This window comes from Citrobacter sp. RHBSTW-00887 (genome assembly GCF_013728095.1).
In the GTDB taxonomy this organism is placed as follows: domain Bacteria; phylum Pseudomonadota; class Gammaproteobacteria; order Enterobacterales; family Enterobacteriaceae; genus Citrobacter; species Citrobacter braakii.
The window spans coordinates 2,029,589-2,046,074 of record NZ_CP056267.1 but is presented as its reverse complement, the minus strand read 5'-3'; the positions used below and the strand labels follow the sequence as shown (position 1 = coordinate 2,046,074).

11 protein-coding genes are annotated in these 16,486 nt (G+C 54.5%); 9 read left to right on the top strand and 2 right to left on the bottom strand.

Annotation, left to right across the window (positions count from 1 at the left end; genetic code table 11):
- The first annotated feature begins 52 nt into the window (after positions 1–52).
- The 8 genes from HV314_RS09650 to trhP all read left to right on the top strand — a co-directional run bounded on the left by HV314_RS09650 (position 53) and on the right by trhP (position 13,023).
- Positions 53–1,300 (top strand): MdtA/MuxA family multidrug efflux RND transporter periplasmic adaptor subunit, encoded by a 1,248-nt coding sequence (locus HV314_RS09650; RefSeq protein ID WP_181547913.1) that lies wholly within the window; start codon positions 53–55, stop codon positions 1,298–1,300.
- Positions 1,300–4,422, top strand: a complete 3,123-nt coding sequence (locus tag HV314_RS09645) for an MdtB/MuxB family multidrug efflux RND transporter permease subunit (protein WP_181547912.1) — start codon at positions 1,300–1,302, stop codon at positions 4,420–4,422. The genes HV314_RS09650 and HV314_RS09645 overlap by 1 nt, the downstream gene beginning before the upstream one ends.
- Positions 4,423–7,503, top strand: coding sequence for a multidrug efflux RND transporter permease subunit MdtC (mdtC, locus tag HV314_RS09640; protein ID WP_181547911.1), 3,081 nt, complete (start codon positions 4,423–4,425; stop codon positions 7,501–7,503).
- The gene (locus tag HV314_RS09635) at positions 7,500–8,912 is read left to right on the top strand and encodes an MFS transporter (protein ID WP_181547910.1); all 1,413 of its coding nucleotides are present in this window, start codon (positions 7,500–7,502) and stop codon (positions 8,910–8,912) included. Before mdtC ends, HV314_RS09635 begins: the two co-directional genes overlap by 4 nt.
- Entirely contained in the window at positions 8,912–10,315 is a 1,404-nt protein-coding gene (gene baeS, locus HV314_RS09630) for a two-component system sensor histidine kinase BaeS (RefSeq protein ID WP_016153606.1), read from the top strand. The genes HV314_RS09635 and baeS overlap by 1 nt, the downstream gene beginning before the upstream one ends.
- Positions 10,312–11,034, top strand: a complete 723-nt coding sequence (gene baeR / locus HV314_RS09625; RefSeq protein ID WP_016156936.1) for a two-component system response regulator BaeR — start codon at positions 10,312–10,314, stop codon at positions 11,032–11,034. Before baeS ends, baeR begins: the two co-directional genes overlap by 4 nt.
- A gap of 135 nt (positions 11,035–11,169) precedes the next feature.
- On the top strand, positions 11,170–11,502 hold the full coding sequence (locus HV314_RS09620; RefSeq protein WP_016153608.1) for a YegP family protein: 333 nt from the start codon (positions 11,170–11,172) through the stop codon (positions 11,500–11,502).
- A gap of 159 nt (positions 11,503–11,661) precedes the next feature.
- The gene (trhP, locus tag HV314_RS09615; RefSeq protein WP_006683890.1) at positions 11,662–13,023 is read left to right on the top strand and encodes a prephenate-dependent tRNA uridine(34) hydroxylase TrhP; all 1,362 of its coding nucleotides are present in this window, start codon (positions 11,662–11,664) and stop codon (positions 13,021–13,023) included.
- Between the two features lie 259 nt (positions 13,024–13,282).
- On the opposite strand, the gene clpA is transcribed toward trhP, so the two are convergent.
- Complete coding sequence (gene clpA, locus HV314_RS09610) at positions 13,283–15,559, bottom strand: ATP-dependent Clp protease ATP-binding subunit ClpA (RefSeq protein WP_016153651.1); 2,277 nt, start codon at positions 15,557–15,559, stop codon at positions 13,283–13,285.
- A gap of 30 nt (positions 15,560–15,589) precedes the next feature.
- Positions 15,590–15,910, bottom strand: a complete 321-nt coding sequence (gene clpS, locus HV314_RS09605; RefSeq protein ID WP_003036810.1) for an ATP-dependent Clp protease adapter ClpS — start codon at positions 15,908–15,910, stop codon at positions 15,590–15,592.
- Between the two features lie 323 nt (positions 15,911–16,233).
- Here clpS and cspD point away from each other — a divergent pair, with 323 nt between their 5' ends.
- Complete coding sequence (cspD, locus tag HV314_RS09600) at positions 16,234–16,458, top strand: cold shock-like protein CspD (RefSeq protein WP_003036813.1); 225 nt, start codon at positions 16,234–16,236, stop codon at positions 16,456–16,458.
- Positions 16,459–16,486 lie beyond the last annotated feature (28 nt).

Below are 16,486 nucleotides of genomic sequence, written 5' to 3'. Positions count from 1 at the left end.
GGCTAAACTAGTATCATTCCGCGAATCGTTTCAGGATGAGAAACTTATAACAATGAAAGGCAGTAAAAAATCCCGCTGGGTGATAGCAATCGCGATCGTTGCGGCCACCGTCGCCGCCATCTGGTTCTGGCAAAGCCGTAACGACGCCCAGGAAAGCGCACCGGGCGCGACCAAACCAGCGCAGCACACGCCAGGTTCGGGACGGCGTGGAATGCGCTCCGGGCCGTTGGCTCCCGTTCAGGCTGCCACCGCCGCCATGGAAGCCGTTCCGCGTTACCTGACAGGACTGGGTACCATTACTGCCGCAAATACCGCCACGGTACGTAGCCGGGTGGATGGTCAGCTCATTGCCTTACACTTCGAGGAAGGACAGCAGGTAAAAGCCGGCGACCTGCTGGCAGAGATAGATCCCAGCCAGTTCAAAGTTGCTCTGGCTCAGGCGCAAGGCCAGCTGGCAAAAGATAAAGCCACGCTGGCAAATGCCCGTCGCGATCTTGCCCGCTATCAACAGTTGGTGAAAACTAATCTGGTCTCCCGCCAGGAGCTGGATGCCCAGCAGGCGCTGGTAAATGAAACGTTAGGGACAATCAAAGCCGATGAAGCCAGCGTCGCCAGCGCCCAATTGCAGCTTGACTGGAGCCGGATAACCGCGCCTGTAGAGGGGCGTGTCGGTCTGAAACAGGTCGATGTCGGTAACCAAATTTCCAGCGGCGATACCACCGGAATCGTCGTCATTACGCAAACCCATCCTATCGACCTGATATTCACCTTGCCTGAAAACGACATTGCCACCGTGTTGCGGGCGCAAAAATCGGGGACTCCGTTAAAGGTCGAAGCCTGGGACCGAACCAATTCGCAAAAACTGAGCGAAGGCGTCCTGCTCAGTCTGGACAATCAGATTGATGCCACGACCGGAACCATCAAAGTTAAAGCCCGTTTTGACAATCAGGATGATGCTTTATTCCCTAACCAGTTCGTTAACGCCCGCATGCTGGTCGACACGGAACAAAACGCCGTGGTGATCCCAACGGCCGCCCTGCAGATGGGCAATGAGGGCCATTTTGTCTGGGTGCTGAACAGCGAGAATAAAGTGAGCAAACATCTGGTTAAACCAGGTATTCAGGATAGCCAAAAAGTCGTGATCGCCGCCGGGTTGTCCGCAGGTGATCGGGTCGTAACCGACGGTATTGACCGCCTGACGGAAGGCGCAAAAGTAGAAGTCGTAGAGGCGCATGACGCCTCAGCTCAGGACGAGAAAACAGCGCCCCGCGGATACGGCAAAAAAGGAGCTAACTCCTGATGCAGGTGTTACCTCCGCACAACACAGGCGGGCCATCACGCGTGTTTATTCTGCGACCTGTCGCCACCACGCTGCTGATGGTCGCGATTTTGCTTGCCGGTATTATCGGTTATCGTTTCCTGCCGATCGCCGCCTTACCGGAAGTCGATTACCCCACGATTCAGGTCGTTACGCTGTACCCGGGCGCCAGCCCGGACGTCATGACCTCGGCGGTAACCGCGCCGCTTGAGCGTCAGTTCGGACAGATGTCCGGCTTAAAACAGATGTCCTCGCAAAGTTCCGGCGGCGCATCGGTCGTCACGTTGCAGTTTCAACTAACACTCCCGCTGGATGTTGCCGAGCAGGAAGTTCAGGCTGCGATTAACGCCGCCACCAATTTATTACCGGGCGATCTGCCCAATCCGCCGGTCTACAGCAAGGTAAACCCGGCAGATCCACCGATCATGACGCTGGCGGTCACGTCCAGCGCCATGCCGATGACGCAGGTGGAAGATATGGTCGAAACCCGCGTCGCGCAGAAAATCTCTCAGGTTTCCGGTGTCGGTCTGGTAACACTTTCCGGCGGGCAACGACCGGCGGTCCGCGTGAAGCTTAACGCACAGGCTATTGCCGCACTCGGTCTGACCAGCGAAACCATCCGTACAGCCATTACCGGGGCTAACGTCAATTCGGCAAAAGGGAGTCTTGATGGCCCAACGCGTGCTGTCACCCTTTCCGCCAACGACCAGATGCAGTCCGCAGACGAATATCGCCAGCTCATCGTGGCCTATAAAAACGGTGCGCCGGTTCGTCTGGGCGATGTCGCCACCGTCGAACAAGGGGCAGAAAATAGCTGGCTGGGCGCATGGGCCAATAAGCAACAAGCCATTGTGATGAATGTTCAGCGCCAGCCTGGGGCGAACATCATCTCCACGGCAGACAGTATCCGTCAAATGCTGCCGCAGCTCACCGAAAGCCTGCCCAAATCAGTTAAGGTCAGCGTGCTTTCGGATCGTACGACCAATATTCGTGCGTCCGTTGCAGACACCCAGTTTGAGCTAATGCTGGCGATTGCGCTGGTGGTGATGATCATCTACCTGTTCCTGCGCAATATTCCGGCGACGATTATTCCTGCGGTCGCCGTTCCGCTGTCGCTCATCGGCACCTTCGCGGTGATGGTATTTCTTGATTTCTCCATCAATAACCTGACCCTAATGGCGCTAACCATCGCGACAGGATTCGTAGTGGATGACGCTATCGTGGTTATCGAGAATATTTCTCGCTATATCGAAAAAGGCGAAAAACCGCTGACTGCCGCCCTGAAGGGGGCTGGTGAGATTGGTTTTACCATCATCTCTCTGACATTTTCGCTAATTGCCGTGCTGATCCCGCTGTTGTTTATGGGTGATATCGTTGGCCGATTATTCCGCGAGTTTGCCGTTACGCTGGCCGTGGCAATTCTGATTTCCGCCGTCGTCTCGCTCACCCTCACGCCGATGATGTGCGCGCGCATGCTTAATCAGGCCTCGTTGCGTAAGCAAAACCGCTTCTCCCGCGCCTCGGAGCGTATGTTCGATCGCGTCATTGCCGGGTACGGTCACTGGCTGGCAAAAGTGCTGAACCATCCGTGGCTCACGCTGGGCGTGGCGCTCGGCACGCTGGCACTGAGCGTTATGTTATGGGTCTTTATCCCCAAAGGGTTCTTCCCGATCCAGGACAACGGCATCATCCAGGGTACGCTGCAGGCGCCGCAGTCCAGTTCATTTGTCAGCATGGCCGAGCGCCAGCGCCAGGTTTCCGATGTCATCCTTCAAGATCCGGCGGTCGAGAGCCTGACCGCTTTTGTCGGCGTGGATGGTACTAATCCGGCATTGAACAGCGCGCGTCTGCAAATCAACCTTAAGCCTCTGGACGCTCGCGACGATCGCGTGCAGAAAGTGATCGCACGCCTACAGGACGCAGTTGACAGAGTACCCGGCGTTGATCTCTATCTTCAGCCCACCCAGGACCTGACGATTGATACCCAGGTCAGCCGGACGCAATATCAGTTTACGCTGCAAGCAACGTCCCTTGATGCCCTCAGCACCTGGGTTCCACAGCTGTTAGAAAAACTTCACCAGCTACCGCAACTGTCTGATGTCAGTAGCGACTGGCAGGACAAAGGGCTGGTGGCGTATGTGAACGTCAATCGCGATAGCGCCAGCCGTTTAGGCATCAGCATGGCGGATGTCGATAACGCCCTGTACAACGCCTTCGGCCAGCGACTGATTTCAACCATCTACACCCAGGCCAACCAGTATCGCGTCGTGTTGGAACATGACACCAACAGTACGCCAGGACTTGCTGCACTGGACACTATCCGTCTGACCAGCAGCGACGGCGGCGTGGTTCCGCTCAGCGCAATCGCCAGCATTGAACAGCGTTTTGCTCCGCTGTCGATTAACCACCTCGATCAGTTCCCGGTCACCACCATCTCGTTCAACGTACCGGACGGTCATTCGCTGGGCGATGCGGTGCAGGCAATTCTGGATGCCGAAAAAACGCTCAATCTGCCAGCAAATATTACCACCCAGTTCCAGGGCAGTACGCTCGCTTTCCAGGCCGCACTGGGTAATACCATCTGGTTGATTGTGGCTGCGGTTGTCGCGATGTATATCGTCCTCGGCGTGCTGTATGAGAGCTTTATTCACCCGATTACCATTCTCTCCACGCTACCCACGGCGGGCGTCGGCGCCCTCCTGGCGTTAATGATTGCCGGCAGTGAACTGGACGTCATCGCGATTATCGGCATTATTTTGCTCATCGGTATCGTCAAGAAAAACGCCATCATGATGATCGACTTCGCCCTTGCCGCGGAGCGCGAACAGGGCATGACCCCACGCGACGCTATTTTCCAGGCCTGTCTGCTGCGTTTTCGCCCGATTCTGATGACTACGCTGGCGGCACTGCTCGGCGCGTTGCCGCTGATGTTAAGTACCGGCGTGGGGGCCGAATTACGTCGTCCATTAGGAATTGGTATGGTCGGCGGTCTGCTGGTAAGCCAGGTATTAACCCTGTTTACCACCCCGGTGATTTATCTGCTGTTTGACCGTCTGTCGCTGTACGTGAAAAGCCGCTTCCCGCGTCAGGAAGAGGAAGCGTAAATGAAATTTTTCGCGCTTTTCATTCATCGTCCGGTGGCGACCATTCTCATTTCGGTGGCCATCACCCTGTGCGGGATACTGGGCTTTCGTCTGCTGCCGGTAGCTCCGCTGCCGCAGGTGGATTTCCCGGTGATCATGGTCAGCGCATCATTACCGGGCGCTTCCCCTGAAACGATGGCGTCTTCGGTAGCCACCCCGCTGGAGCGCTCACTGGGGCGCATCGCGGGCGTGAACGAAATGACCTCGAGCAGTTCCCTTGGCAGTACGCGCATTATTCTTGAATTCAAATTCGACCGTGACATCAATGGCGCGGCGCGGGATGTTCAGGCCGCGATTAACGCAGCGCAAAGCCTGCTACCCAGCGGTATGCCAAGCCGCCCCACGTACCGCAAAGCCAACCCTTCCGATGCGCCAATCATGATCCTGACGCTCACGTCGGACACTTACTCGCAGGGTGAGCTGTACGATTTCGCATCAACCCAATTAGCACAGACCATCGCGCAAATCGACGGCGTGGGTGACGTCGACGTTGGGGGCAGCTCTCTGCCTGCCGTGCGCGTAGGGCTTAATCCGCAAGCGCTGTTTAATCAGGGCGTGTCGCTGGACGACGTGCGTAGCGCGATTGCTAACGCCAATGTGCGTAAGCCGCAGGGAGCTATCGAGAATGATACCCACCGCTGGCAGGTACAAACCAACGATGAGCTGAAAACCGCCGCCGAGTACCAGCCGATTATCATCCACTACAATAACGGCGCTGCGGTGCGGCTGGGCGATGTTGCGTCTGTGAGCGACTCGGTGCAGGACGTACGTAACGCGGGGATGACCAACGCAAAACCGGCTATCCTGCTGATGATCCGCAAGTTGCCAGAAGCCAATATTATTCAGACGGTAGACAGCATTCGGGCCAAATTACCGGAGTTACAAACGCTGGTCCCGGCCGCCATCGATCTGCAAATTGCCCAGGACCGTTCACCGACCATTCGCGCCTCGCTGGAGGAAGTCGAACAGACGCTGATTCTCTCCGTTGCGCTGGTTATTCTGGTGGTCTTTGTTTTCCTGCGCTCCGGGCGCGCGACCCTGATCCCTGCGGTAGCGGTTCCGGTCTCGCTGATCGGTACCTTTGCCGCCATGTATCTGTGCGGGTTCAGCCTGAACAACCTGTCATTAATGGCGTTGACCATTGCCACGGGATTTGTCGTTGATGACGCAATCGTGGTGCTGGAAAATATTGCCCGCCACCTGGAAGCGGGAATGAAGCCACTGCAGGCGGCGCTACAGGGTACGCGCGAAGTGGGATTCACGGTGCTCTCAATGAGCCTGTCGCTGGTAGCGGTGTTCCTCCCGCTGCTGTTAATGGGCGGATTGCCTGGGCGCTTGCTGCGCGAATTTGCCGTCACGCTGTCAGTTGCTATCGGTATCTCGCTACTGGTGTCGCTGACATTAACGCCAATGATGTGTGGCTGGATGCTTAAATCCAGCGCCCCGCGTGAACAGTCTCGTAAACGGGGTTTTGGTCGTGTGCTGGTGGCACTGCAACAGAGTTACGGCACTTCGCTTAAATGGGTGCTGCGCCATACGCGACTGGTTGGCGTGGTGTTACTTGGCACCATTGCGCTGAATATCTGGCTTTATATTTCCATCCCCAAAACCTTCTTCCCGGAGCAGGATACGGGCGTGTTGATGGGGGGGATTCAGGCCGACCAGAGCATCTCTTTCCAGGCGATGCGCGGCAAACTGCAGGACTTTATGAAAATCATCCGCGACGACCCGGCGGTGAATAACGTCACCGGTTTTACCGGCGGTTCCCGGGTTAACAGCGGGATGATGTTTATCACCCTCAAGCCACGCGATGAGCGCGGTGAAACCGCTCAGCAGGTGATCGACCGCCTGCGCGTCGCGCTTGCAAAAGAGCCTGGCGCGAATCTGTTTCTGATGGCGGTGCAGGATATTCGCGTCGGCGGTCGCCAGGCCAATGCCAGCTATCAATACACATTGCTTTCCGACGATCTGGCGGCACTGCGCGAGTGGGAACCGAAGATCCGTAAGGCGCTTGCCGCCCTGCCCCAACTGGCGGATGTCAACTCCGATCAGCAGGACAATGGCGCGGAAATGAACCTGGTCTACGATCGCGACACCATGTCTCGTCTGGGGATCGACGTTGCAGCCGCTAACAGCCTGTTGAACAACGCTTTTGGACAACGGCAAATTTCAACTATTTATCAACCGATGAATCAGTACAAAGTGGTGATGGAGGTCGATCGACGTTACACCCAGGACATCAGCGCGCTGGATAAAATGTTCGTCATCAACAATGACGGTAAGGCAATCCCGCTATCGTACTTTGCCAAATGGCAACCGGCGAATGCCCCGCTGTCGGTAAACCATCAGGGCTTGTCCGCTGCCTCAACCGTGTCGTTTAACCTGCCAACAGGTTCTTCACTGTCTGAGGCGACAGAGGCTATCAACAGAACCATGACCCAGCTCGGCGTCCCCTCCACGGTTCGCGGTAGCTTTGCCGGCACGGCACAGGTATTTCAGGACACCATGAACTCGCAGGTGATCCTGATTATCGCCGCCATTGCCACGGTCTACATCGTTCTGGGGATGCTGTATGAAAGCTATGTTCATCCCCTGACCATTCTCTCCACGCTACCTTCAGCTGGCGTCGGGGCTTTGCTGGCGCTGGAGCTGTTCAATGCCCCGTTCAGCCTAATCGCCCTGATAGGGATAATGCTATTAATTGGCATTGTGAAGAAAAATGCCATCATGATGGTCGATTTTGCGCTGGAAGCGCAGAGAAACGGCAAGCTGCAGCCAGAAGAAGCCATTTTCCAGGCCTGCCTGCTGCGCTTTCGCCCAATCATGATGACCACGCTGGCGGCGTTGTTTGGCGCGCTGCCGCTGGTGTTATCCGCCGGGGATGGATCCGAACTACGTCAACCTTTGGGGATAACCATTGTCGGCGGGCTGGTCGTGAGTCAACTCCTGACGCTGTACACCACGCCCGTGGTCTATCTCTTTTTCGACCGTCTGCGTCTGCGTTTTTCGCGTAAAAACAGCAAACCGGTAGCAGAGTTATGACAGAACTTCCCGACAGCACCCGCTGGCAACTTTGGATTGTGGCATTCGGCTTTTTTATGCAGTCGCTGGATACCACCATCGTGAATACTGCGCTTCCCTCGATGGCGGCAAGCCTCGGGGAAAGCCCGTTACACATGCATATGGTCATTGTGTCATATGTTTTAACCGTTGCCGTGATGCTGCCCGCCAGCGGATGGCTGGCGGACAAAGTTGGCGTGCGTAATATCTTCTTCACCGCCATCATCCTGTTTACGCTTGGCTCGCTGTTTTGCGCCGGGTCCAGCACACTCAACGAGCTGGTGATGGCGCGCGTCTTACAAGGCGTTGGCGGTGCGATGATGGTGCCGGTCGGCAGGCTAACGGTGATGAAAATCGTCCCACGTGAGCAATATATGGCGGCGATGACGTTTGTCACATTGCCCGGTCAGATTGGCCCGCTACTGGGACCGGCATTAGGCGGTATTCTGGTTGAGTACGCCTCCTGGCACTGGATATTTTTGATTAACATTCCGGTTGGCATTGTCGGCGCGATAGCGACGTTAATGCTGATGCCCAACTACACCATGCAAACCCGACGCTTCGATCTCTCCGGATTTGCGATGCTGGCAGTCGGCATGGCGGTACTGACGCTGGCACTTGATGGCAGTAAAGGAACCGGCATCTCCAGTATCTCGCTGGCAGCGTTGGTTATCTGCGGAGTGCTGGCTATTGCGCTGTATCTGAAACACGCCCATCGTAATCCACGCGCTCTGTTCAGCCTGAATCTGTTTCGCACACCGACCTTCTCGCTGGGTCTTTTCGGCAGTTTTGCCGGACGCATCGGTAGCGGTATGCTACCGTTTATGACGCCGGTGTTTTTACAAATAGGCCTCGGTTTTTCCCCCTTTCATGCCGGGCTGATGATGATCCCGATGGTGCTCGGCAGTATGGGCATGAAGCGCATTGTGGTGCAGGTCGTTAACCGCTTTGGCTACCGTCGCGTACTGGTCGCTACAACGCTTGGCCTGTCGCTGGTCAGTCTGCTGCTGATGAGCACCGCGCTGCTCGGCTGGTATTACGCCCTGCCCTTCGTACTGTTCTTACAGGGAATGGTCAACTCAACGCGCTTTTCATCCATGAACACCCTAACGTTAAAAGACCTGCCTGACGATCTCGCCAGCAGTGGTAACAGCCTGCTGTCAATGATCATGCAGCTGTCGATGAGTATCGGGGTGACCATCGCTGGACTGCTGCTAGGCATGTTCGGTCAGCAGCATAGCGTCATCGACAGCGGAAGTACGCATACCGTCTTTATGTATACCTGGCTGTGCATCGCATTCATTATCGCGCTGCCCGCCATTATTTTTGCCCGCGTGCCGAACGACACGCAAACCAACGCGGTGATTTCACGGCGCAAGAGGAGCACCTGATGAAGTTCTGGCGGCCCGGTATCACCGGCAAACTGTTTCTGGCGATTTTCGCCACCTGCATCGTGTTGCTGATCAGCATGCACTGGGCCGTACGCATAAGCTTCGAACGCGGTTTTATTGACTATATCAAGCACGGTAACGAACAGCGGCTGCAAATGCTCAGCGACGCATTAAGCGAGCAGTATGAACAGCACGGCAACTGGCGATTCTTACGCAATAACGATCGGTTTGTTTTTCAGATCCTGCGCTCATTTGAACACGACAACGACGATGATAAACCGGGTCCCGGCATGCCGCCGCACGGCTGGCGTACGCAGTTTTGGGTTGTCGACCAAAATGCCCGCGTGCTGGTCGGTCCGCGTGCTCCGGTCCCCCGTGACGGTATGCGCCATCCGATCCGCGTCAACGGTAGCGAAGTCGGTGCCGTGATTGCCTCTCCCGTGGAACGCTTAACGCGCAATACGGATATCAATTTCGACATGCAGCAAAGACGTTCAAGTTGGCTCATCGTCGCGCTCTCCACGATCCTGGCGGCGCTGGCAACGTTTACGCTGGCGCGCAGTCTGCTGGCCCCGGTCAAGCGGTTGGTAGAAGGCACGCACAAACTGGCGGCTGGCGATTTCACCACTCGCGTTGCGCCGACCAGTACGGATGAACTGGGCAAGCTGGCGCAGGACTTCAACCAGCTTGCCAGTACGCTGGAAAAAAACCAGCAGATGCGTCGTGACTTTATGGCCGATATTTCTCACGAACTGCGTACGCCGTTAGCGGTGTTGCGCGGTGAACTGGAGGCCATTCAGGATGGCGTACGCCAGTTCACCCCTGACTCCGTTGCCTCTTTGCAAGCTGAAGTCGGTACGCTCACCAAGCTGGTGGACGATCTGCATCAGCTCTCCATGTCCGATGAAGGCGCGCTGGCCTACCAGAAAACATCGCTGGATCTCATCCCCCTGTTGGAAGTGGCAAGTGGCGCATTTCGTGAACGCTTTGCCAGCCGTGGACTGACGATACAACTTTCACTCCCGGACAGCATGACGGTATTTGGCGACAGGGATCGTTTGATGCAGTTGTTCAACAATCTGCTGGAAAACAGTCTGCGCTACACCGACAGCGGCGGCGGACTGCACATCAGCGCCGAACAACGCGAGCGTATGGTTTTATTAACCTTCGCTGATTCCGCTCCCGGCGTAAGTGACGACCAGTTACAGAAGCTGTTTGAACGCTTTTATCGCACCGAAGGCTCGCGTAACCGTGCCAGCGGTGGTTCCGGGCTGGGGCTGGCAATTTGCGTCAATATCGTACAGGCGCATAATGGTCTGATTCGCGCCGCCCATTCGCCTTTTGGCGGGGTTAGCATTACAGTAACATTACCGCTGGAACGCGATTTACAGAGAGATGTATGACTGAGTTACCCATTGATGAAAACACGCCGCGTATTCTGATCGTGGAAGACGAGCCCAAGCTGGGGCAACTGCTTATCGACTACCTGCGCGCGGCAAGCTACGCTCCTACGCTCATCAGCCATGGCGATCTGGTTCTTCCTTACGTGCGTCAGACGCCGCCCGACCTGATCTTGTTGGATCTGATGCTGCCTGGTACCGACGGCCTGACTCTGTGCCGGGAAATCCGCCGATTCTCTGAAGTCCCCATCATGATGGTAACCGCCAAGATAGAAGAAATTGATCGCCTGCTGGGGCTGGAGATCGGTGCGGATGATTATATTTGCAAACCCTACAGCCCGCGTGAAGTTGTTGCTCGCGTGAAGACGATTCTGCGCCGTTGCAAGCCGCAGCGCGAACTGCAACAGATGGATGCTGACAGCCCGTTGATCGTCGATGAAGGTCGTTTTCAGGCGTCCTGGCGTGGGAAAATGCTCGACTTAACGCCTGCTGAATTTCGCTTACTCAAAACGCTGTCGCATGAACCGGGAAAAGTGTTCTCCCGTGAACAGTTGCTCAATCATCTCTATGACGATTACCGTGTCGTTACCGACCGAACCATCGACAGCCATATTAAGAACCTGCGACGCAAGCTGGAATCGCTGGATGCGGAGCAGTCGTTTATCCGCGCGGTCTATGGCGTAGGGTATCGCTGGGAAGCCGACGCCTGTCGGATTGTGTAAACACTCCCGTCCTGCAGGACTCCGCGGCTTCGTGGAGTCCTGTTGACTAGCAACTCTCCAAATATCGCTCATACTCTTTGTGGCAACACTGTCGTCAATAACTGTTTGATATAAAACTTTAATCAAGGAGTTCATATGGCTGGTTGGTTTGAATTAAGCAAGAGTAGCGATGATCAGTACCGCTTTGTTCTTAAGGCTGGAAACGGGGAAACGATCCTTACCAGTGAGCTTTACACGACAAAAGGCGCGGCAGAAAAAGGGATCGCATCTGTCCAGGCTAACAGCCCTCTGGCCGAGCGTTACGAGAAAAAAACGGCAGCTAATGGCAAATTGCATTTCAATCTGAAAGCAGCAAACCACCAGATTATTGGTAGCAGTCAACTGTATGCGAATGAACAGTCGCGCGAGACCGGTATTGCTTCAGTTAAGACCAATGGTGTAAGTCAGACGATAAAAGATAAAACCTGATAATGACTCGCTCAGCCGGGTAACGCCACGCTGTCGCCCGGCGTTTTTCTTTACCTGTCTTCCCCACAGCGCTACAATGCCCGCCCTTAATATGGGGGCACTCCCCTAACCGCCTCATTGAGTGAGGCGAGTCTGACCTGTCATCAGAACGAGAAAATTATGTTTAAACCGGAACTCCTTTCCCCGGCGGGAACGCTGAAAAACATGCGTTACGCTTTCGCCTATGGCGCAGATGCTGTATATGCGGGCCAGCCGCGTTACTCACTGCGCGTACGCAACAACGAATTCAATCACGAAAACCTGCAGCTAGGCATTAATGAAGCCCATGAACTGGGTAAAAAATTCTATGTGGTGGTTAATATTGCCCCGCATAACGCCAAGCTGAAGACCTTCATTCGTGACCTGAAACCGGTGGTGGAAATGGGACCGGATGCACTGATCATGTCCGACCCTGGTCTGATTATGTTGGTGCGCGAAAACTTCCCTGACATGGACATTCACCTTTCAGTACAGGCTAACGCCGTAAACTGGGCGACGGTGAAATTCTGGAAGCAGATGGGATTGACCCGTGTGATCCTGTCCCGCGAACTGTCGTTGGAAGAAATTGAAGAGATCCGCACCCAGGTGCCGGATATGGAAATTGAGATCTTTGTTCACGGCGCGCTGTGCATGGCTTACTCCGGCCGCTGCCTGCTCTCTGGCTACATCAACAAGCGTGACCCAAATCAGGGTACCTGTACCAATGCCTGCCGCTGGGAATACAACGTGCAGGAAGGCAAAGAAGACGTGGTGGGCAATATCGTGCATAAGTACGAGCCTATCCCGGTACAAAATGTTGAGCCGACGCTGGGTATTGGCGCGCCGACTGACAAAGTCTTTATGATCGAAGAAGCCCAGCGTCCGGGTGAGTACATGACCGCGTTTGAAGACGAACACGGCACTTACATTATGAACTCGAAGGATTTGCGTGCCATTGCCCACGTTGAGCGCCTGACTCAGATGGGCGTGCATTCGCTGAAAATTGAAGGCCGTACTAAATCATACTATTACTGTGCACGTACCGCGCAGGTTTATCGCAAGGCCATTGATGATGCCGCTGCCGGGAAACCGTTCGACCCGCAACTGCTGGAAACGCTGGAAGGTCTGGCGCATCGCGGTTACACCGAGGGGTTCCTGCGCCGCCATACGCATGACGACTATCAGAACTACGAATACGGCTTCTCTGTTTCCGAGCGTCAGCAGTTTGTCGGCGAATTCACTGGCGAACGTAAAGGTGAACTGGCGGCTGTGCTGGTGAAAAATAAATTCACCGTCGGCGACAGCCTGGAGCTAATGACCCCACAGGGCAATATCAACTTTACCCTCGAACAGATGGAAAACGCGAAAGGCGAAGCGATGCCGGTTGCGCCGGGCGATGGTTACACCGTGTGGATGCCTGTACCGGAGGATATCGATCTGAATTATGCATTGTTAATGCGTAATTTTGCCGGTGAGTCCACGCGCAACCCACATGCTAAGTAGTTAATTACGGTTATTTTTCAGCGTTCGGAAGATTCTTAGAAATCGATCACATACCGCTTCGTTCATTAAGGGTATTATCCCATCCGCTGAAAAACATAACCCATAAATGCTAGCTGTACCAGGAACCACCTCCTTAGCCTGCGTAATCTCCCTTACGCAGGCTTATTTTTTGCCTGCCGTTTAACTCCCCCTATTCAAATCACGACTTTCAGGCGAAAAAAAACCGGGCATTACGCCCGGTTCAATAGGTGATTAGATATTAATGTGCTGCTTCTGGCTTGTGCTTTTGCGCACTCTGGAAACCATAGGTCAGCTCATTTTTCTCTTTATCCAGCGCAACGGTCACCTGACCGCCATCCACAAGCGAGCCGAACAGCAGTTCGTTAGCCAATGGTTTTTTCAGGTTATCCTGGACAACACGCGTCATCGGGCGTGCGCCCATTGCGCGGTCATAGCCCTTCTCAGCCAGCCAGTCACGGGCTTCCTGACTCACTTCCAGAGAGACACCTTTCTGATCCAACTGAACCTGAAGTTCGACGATAAACTTATCAACAACCTGATGAATCACCTCAGTAGAGAGATGATCGAACCAGATAATGTTGTCGAGACGGTTACGGAATTCCGGCGTAAACACTTTTTTGATTTCGCCCATCGCATCAGTACTGTTGTCCTGATGAATCAGCCCAATCGATTTACGCTCGGTTTCACGCACGCCGGCGTTAGTGGTCATGACCAGCACCACGTTGCGGAAATCCGCTTTACGCCCGTTATTGTCGGTCAGCGTACCGTTATCCATCACCTGCAGCAGCAGGTTAAAGACGTCCGGATGCGCTTTTTCGATTTCATCCAGCAGCAGTACCGCATGCGGATGCTTAATGACAGCATCCGTCAGCAAACCGCCCTGGTCGAAACCGACATATCCCGGAGGCGCACCAATCAGGCGGCTGACGGTGTGACGTTCCATATACTCGGACATATCAAACCGCAGCAGCTCAATACCCAGCGCTTTGGACAACTGCACCGTGACTTCGGTCTTACCTACACCAGTCGGTCCGGCAAACAGGAACGAACCGACAGGTTTATGCTCGTGTCCCAGACCAGCACGGCTCATTTTGATCGCTTCAGTCAGCGCCTCAATGGCTTTATCCTGTCCGAATACCAGCATTTTCAGACGGTTGCCCAGGTTTTTCAGCGTATCGCGATCGCTCTGCGAAACGCTCTTCTCCGGGATCCGCGCAATGCGGGCTACGACGGACTCGATATCCGCCACGTTGACGGTTTTCTTGCGCTTGCTGACCGGCATCAGACGCGCCCGCGCGCCCGCCTCATCGATCACGTCAATCGCTTTGTCCGGCAGATGACGATCGTTAATGTATTTCACCGCCAGTTCGACCGCTGCACGCACCGCTTTGGCGGTGTAGCGAACATCATGGTGCGCTTCGTATTTCGGCTTCAGACCGTTGATGATCTGCACGGTCTCTTCTACCGACGGCTCAGTGATATCGATTTTCTGGAAACGGCGTGCTAGCGCGCGGTCCTTTTCAAAGATATTGCTGAATTCCTGATAGGTTGTGGAGCCTATTACACGGATTTTACCGCTGGAGAGCAACGGTTTGATCAGGTTAGCCGCATCCACCTGGCCGCCCGATGCCGCACCCGCGCCGATAATGGTGTGGATCTCATCGATAAACAGAATGCTGTTAGTATCCTGTTCCAGTTGTTTCAGCAGCGCCTTAAAGCGTTTTTCAAAATCGCCACGGTATTTGGTACCCGCCAGCAGCGAGCCGATATCCAGAGAGTAAAGGGTACAATCAGCCATCACTTCCGGCACGTCGCCCTGGACGATACGCCAGGCGAGGCCTTCCGCAATAGCGGTTTTCCCGACGCCAGACTCACCCACCAGCAGCGGGTTGTTTTTTCGACGACGGCACAGTACCTGAATGGCGCGTTCCAGCTCTTTGTCCCGTCCAATGAGCGGATCAATTCCGCCCACACGGGCAAGCTGGTTAAGGTTAGTCGTGAAGTTCTCCATACGGTCCTCCCCGCCAGCTTGCTCTTCGTTATTCGGCTGATTACCAGAGTCAGAGGACTGACTTGGTTCGTCTTTGCGCGTGCCATGAGAAATAAAATTCACCACATCAAGGCGACTCACTTCATGCTTACGCAGCAGATAAGCCGCCTGAGATTCCTGCTCGCTGAAGATGGCGACCAGCACATTAGCACCGGTAACTTCATTGCGCCCAGAGGACTGAACATGAAAGACCGCGCGTTGCAACACACGCTGAAAACTCAACGTGGGCTGCGTGTCGCGCTCTTCTTCACTGGCAGGCAATACGGGTGTGGTTTGTTCAATGAAGGCTTCGAGTTCCTGACGCAGCGCCACCAGATCCACAGAACACGCTTCCAGCGCTTCGCGGGCCGATGGGTTACTGAGCAATGCCAGTAGCAAGTGCTCGACGGTCATAAACTCATGTCGGTGCTCGCGCGCTCTGGCGAAAGCCATGTTTAAACTGAGCTCCAGTTCTTGATTGAGCATAGGCACCTCCCCCAATATTTATGCCTGCATTTAGGCTTTTTCTAGCGTACACAGCAACGGATGCTCGTTCTCCCTCGCATACTTGTTCACCATCGCAACTTTGGTTTCAGCCACTTCGGCAGTGAATACGCCGCAAATCGCTTTACCTTGATAGTGAACGGCAAGCATCAGTTGCGTTGCACGTTCTACATCATAAGAAAAGAATTTTTGTAACACGTCAATAACAAACTCCATCGGAGTGTAATCATCATTGACTAATATCACTTTATACATAGATGGCGGTTTTAGCGCGTCGCGCAATTTATCTTCCGCCAGCAGATCGAAATCCAGCCAGTCGTTAGTCTTACCCATTGTCAGTCGTCATCTTCAGTTACGGTTTCCGGCAGAAAATCTTGCCGCTGACAAGCAGCCTATGCGCACAATCAATCTACCTCAAGTATTAGATAACTATCATCTATTAGTGCCATCCGCGACATCTGTCACATAACCGACAATAGCGTTAACTGCTTCAAATTTTGATGCATTTTTACCCTATTCCGTCAGCCTGGCGCTTGACGCCTCGCCTGATTTCTCTAAATTGTAGTTTCGAGAGTTGGCGAGGTTTTGAACAGCTCCCACTCCGCCACCGGTTCATTCCATCTTACTTATATAAGATTTACGAAGGATGTCGAAGCATGGAAACGGGTACTGTTAAGTGGTTCAACAACGCCAAAGGGTTTGGTTTCATCTGCCCCGAAGGCGGCGGCGAAGATATTTTCGCCCATTACTCCACCATTCAGATGGATGGTTACAGAACGCTAAAAGCCGGACAATCTGTCCAGTTTGATGTCCACCAGGGGCCAAAAGGCAATCATGCCAGTGTCATCGTGCCTGTCATTGAAGCAGAAGCTGTCGCATAGCTCTTCTGTTTCATTGTGTACATCCCGC

What these genes read in the sequence shown, in the direction of transcription:
- clpA (WP_016153651.1), bottom strand. Translation starts at nt 15,559, where the DNA reads ATGCTCAATCAAGAACTGGAGCTCAGTTTAAACATGGCTTTCGCCAGA.
- HV314_RS09645 (WP_181547912.1), top strand. Translation starts at nt 1,300, where the DNA reads ATGCAGGTGTTACCTCCGCACAACACAGGCGGGCCATCACGCGTGTTT.
- clpS (WP_003036810.1), bottom strand. Translation starts at nt 15,910, where the DNA reads ATGGGTAAGACTAACGACTGGCTGGATTTCGATCTGCTGGCGGAAGAT.
- trhP (WP_006683890.1), top strand. Translation starts at nt 11,662, where the DNA reads ATGTTTAAACCGGAACTCCTTTCCCCGGCGGGAACGCTGAAAAACATG.
- HV314_RS09620 (WP_016153608.1), top strand. Translation starts at nt 11,170, where the DNA reads ATGGCTGGTTGGTTTGAATTAAGCAAGAGTAGCGATGATCAGTACCGC.
- baeS (WP_016153606.1), top strand. Translation starts at nt 8,912, where the DNA reads ATGAAGTTCTGGCGGCCCGGTATCACCGGCAAACTGTTTCTGGCGATT.
- HV314_RS09650 (WP_181547913.1), top strand. Translation starts at nt 53, where the DNA reads ATGAAAGGCAGTAAAAAATCCCGCTGGGTGATAGCAATCGCGATCGTT.
- mdtC (WP_181547911.1), top strand. Translation starts at nt 4,423, where the DNA reads ATGAAATTTTTCGCGCTTTTCATTCATCGTCCGGTGGCGACCATTCTC.
- HV314_RS09635 (WP_181547910.1), top strand. Translation starts at nt 7,500, where the DNA reads ATGACAGAACTTCCCGACAGCACCCGCTGGCAACTTTGGATTGTGGCA.
- baeR (WP_016156936.1), top strand. Translation starts at nt 10,312, where the DNA reads ATGACTGAGTTACCCATTGATGAAAACACGCCGCGTATTCTGATCGTG.
- cspD (WP_003036813.1), top strand. Translation starts at nt 16,234, where the DNA reads ATGGAAACGGGTACTGTTAAGTGGTTCAACAACGCCAAAGGGTTTGGT.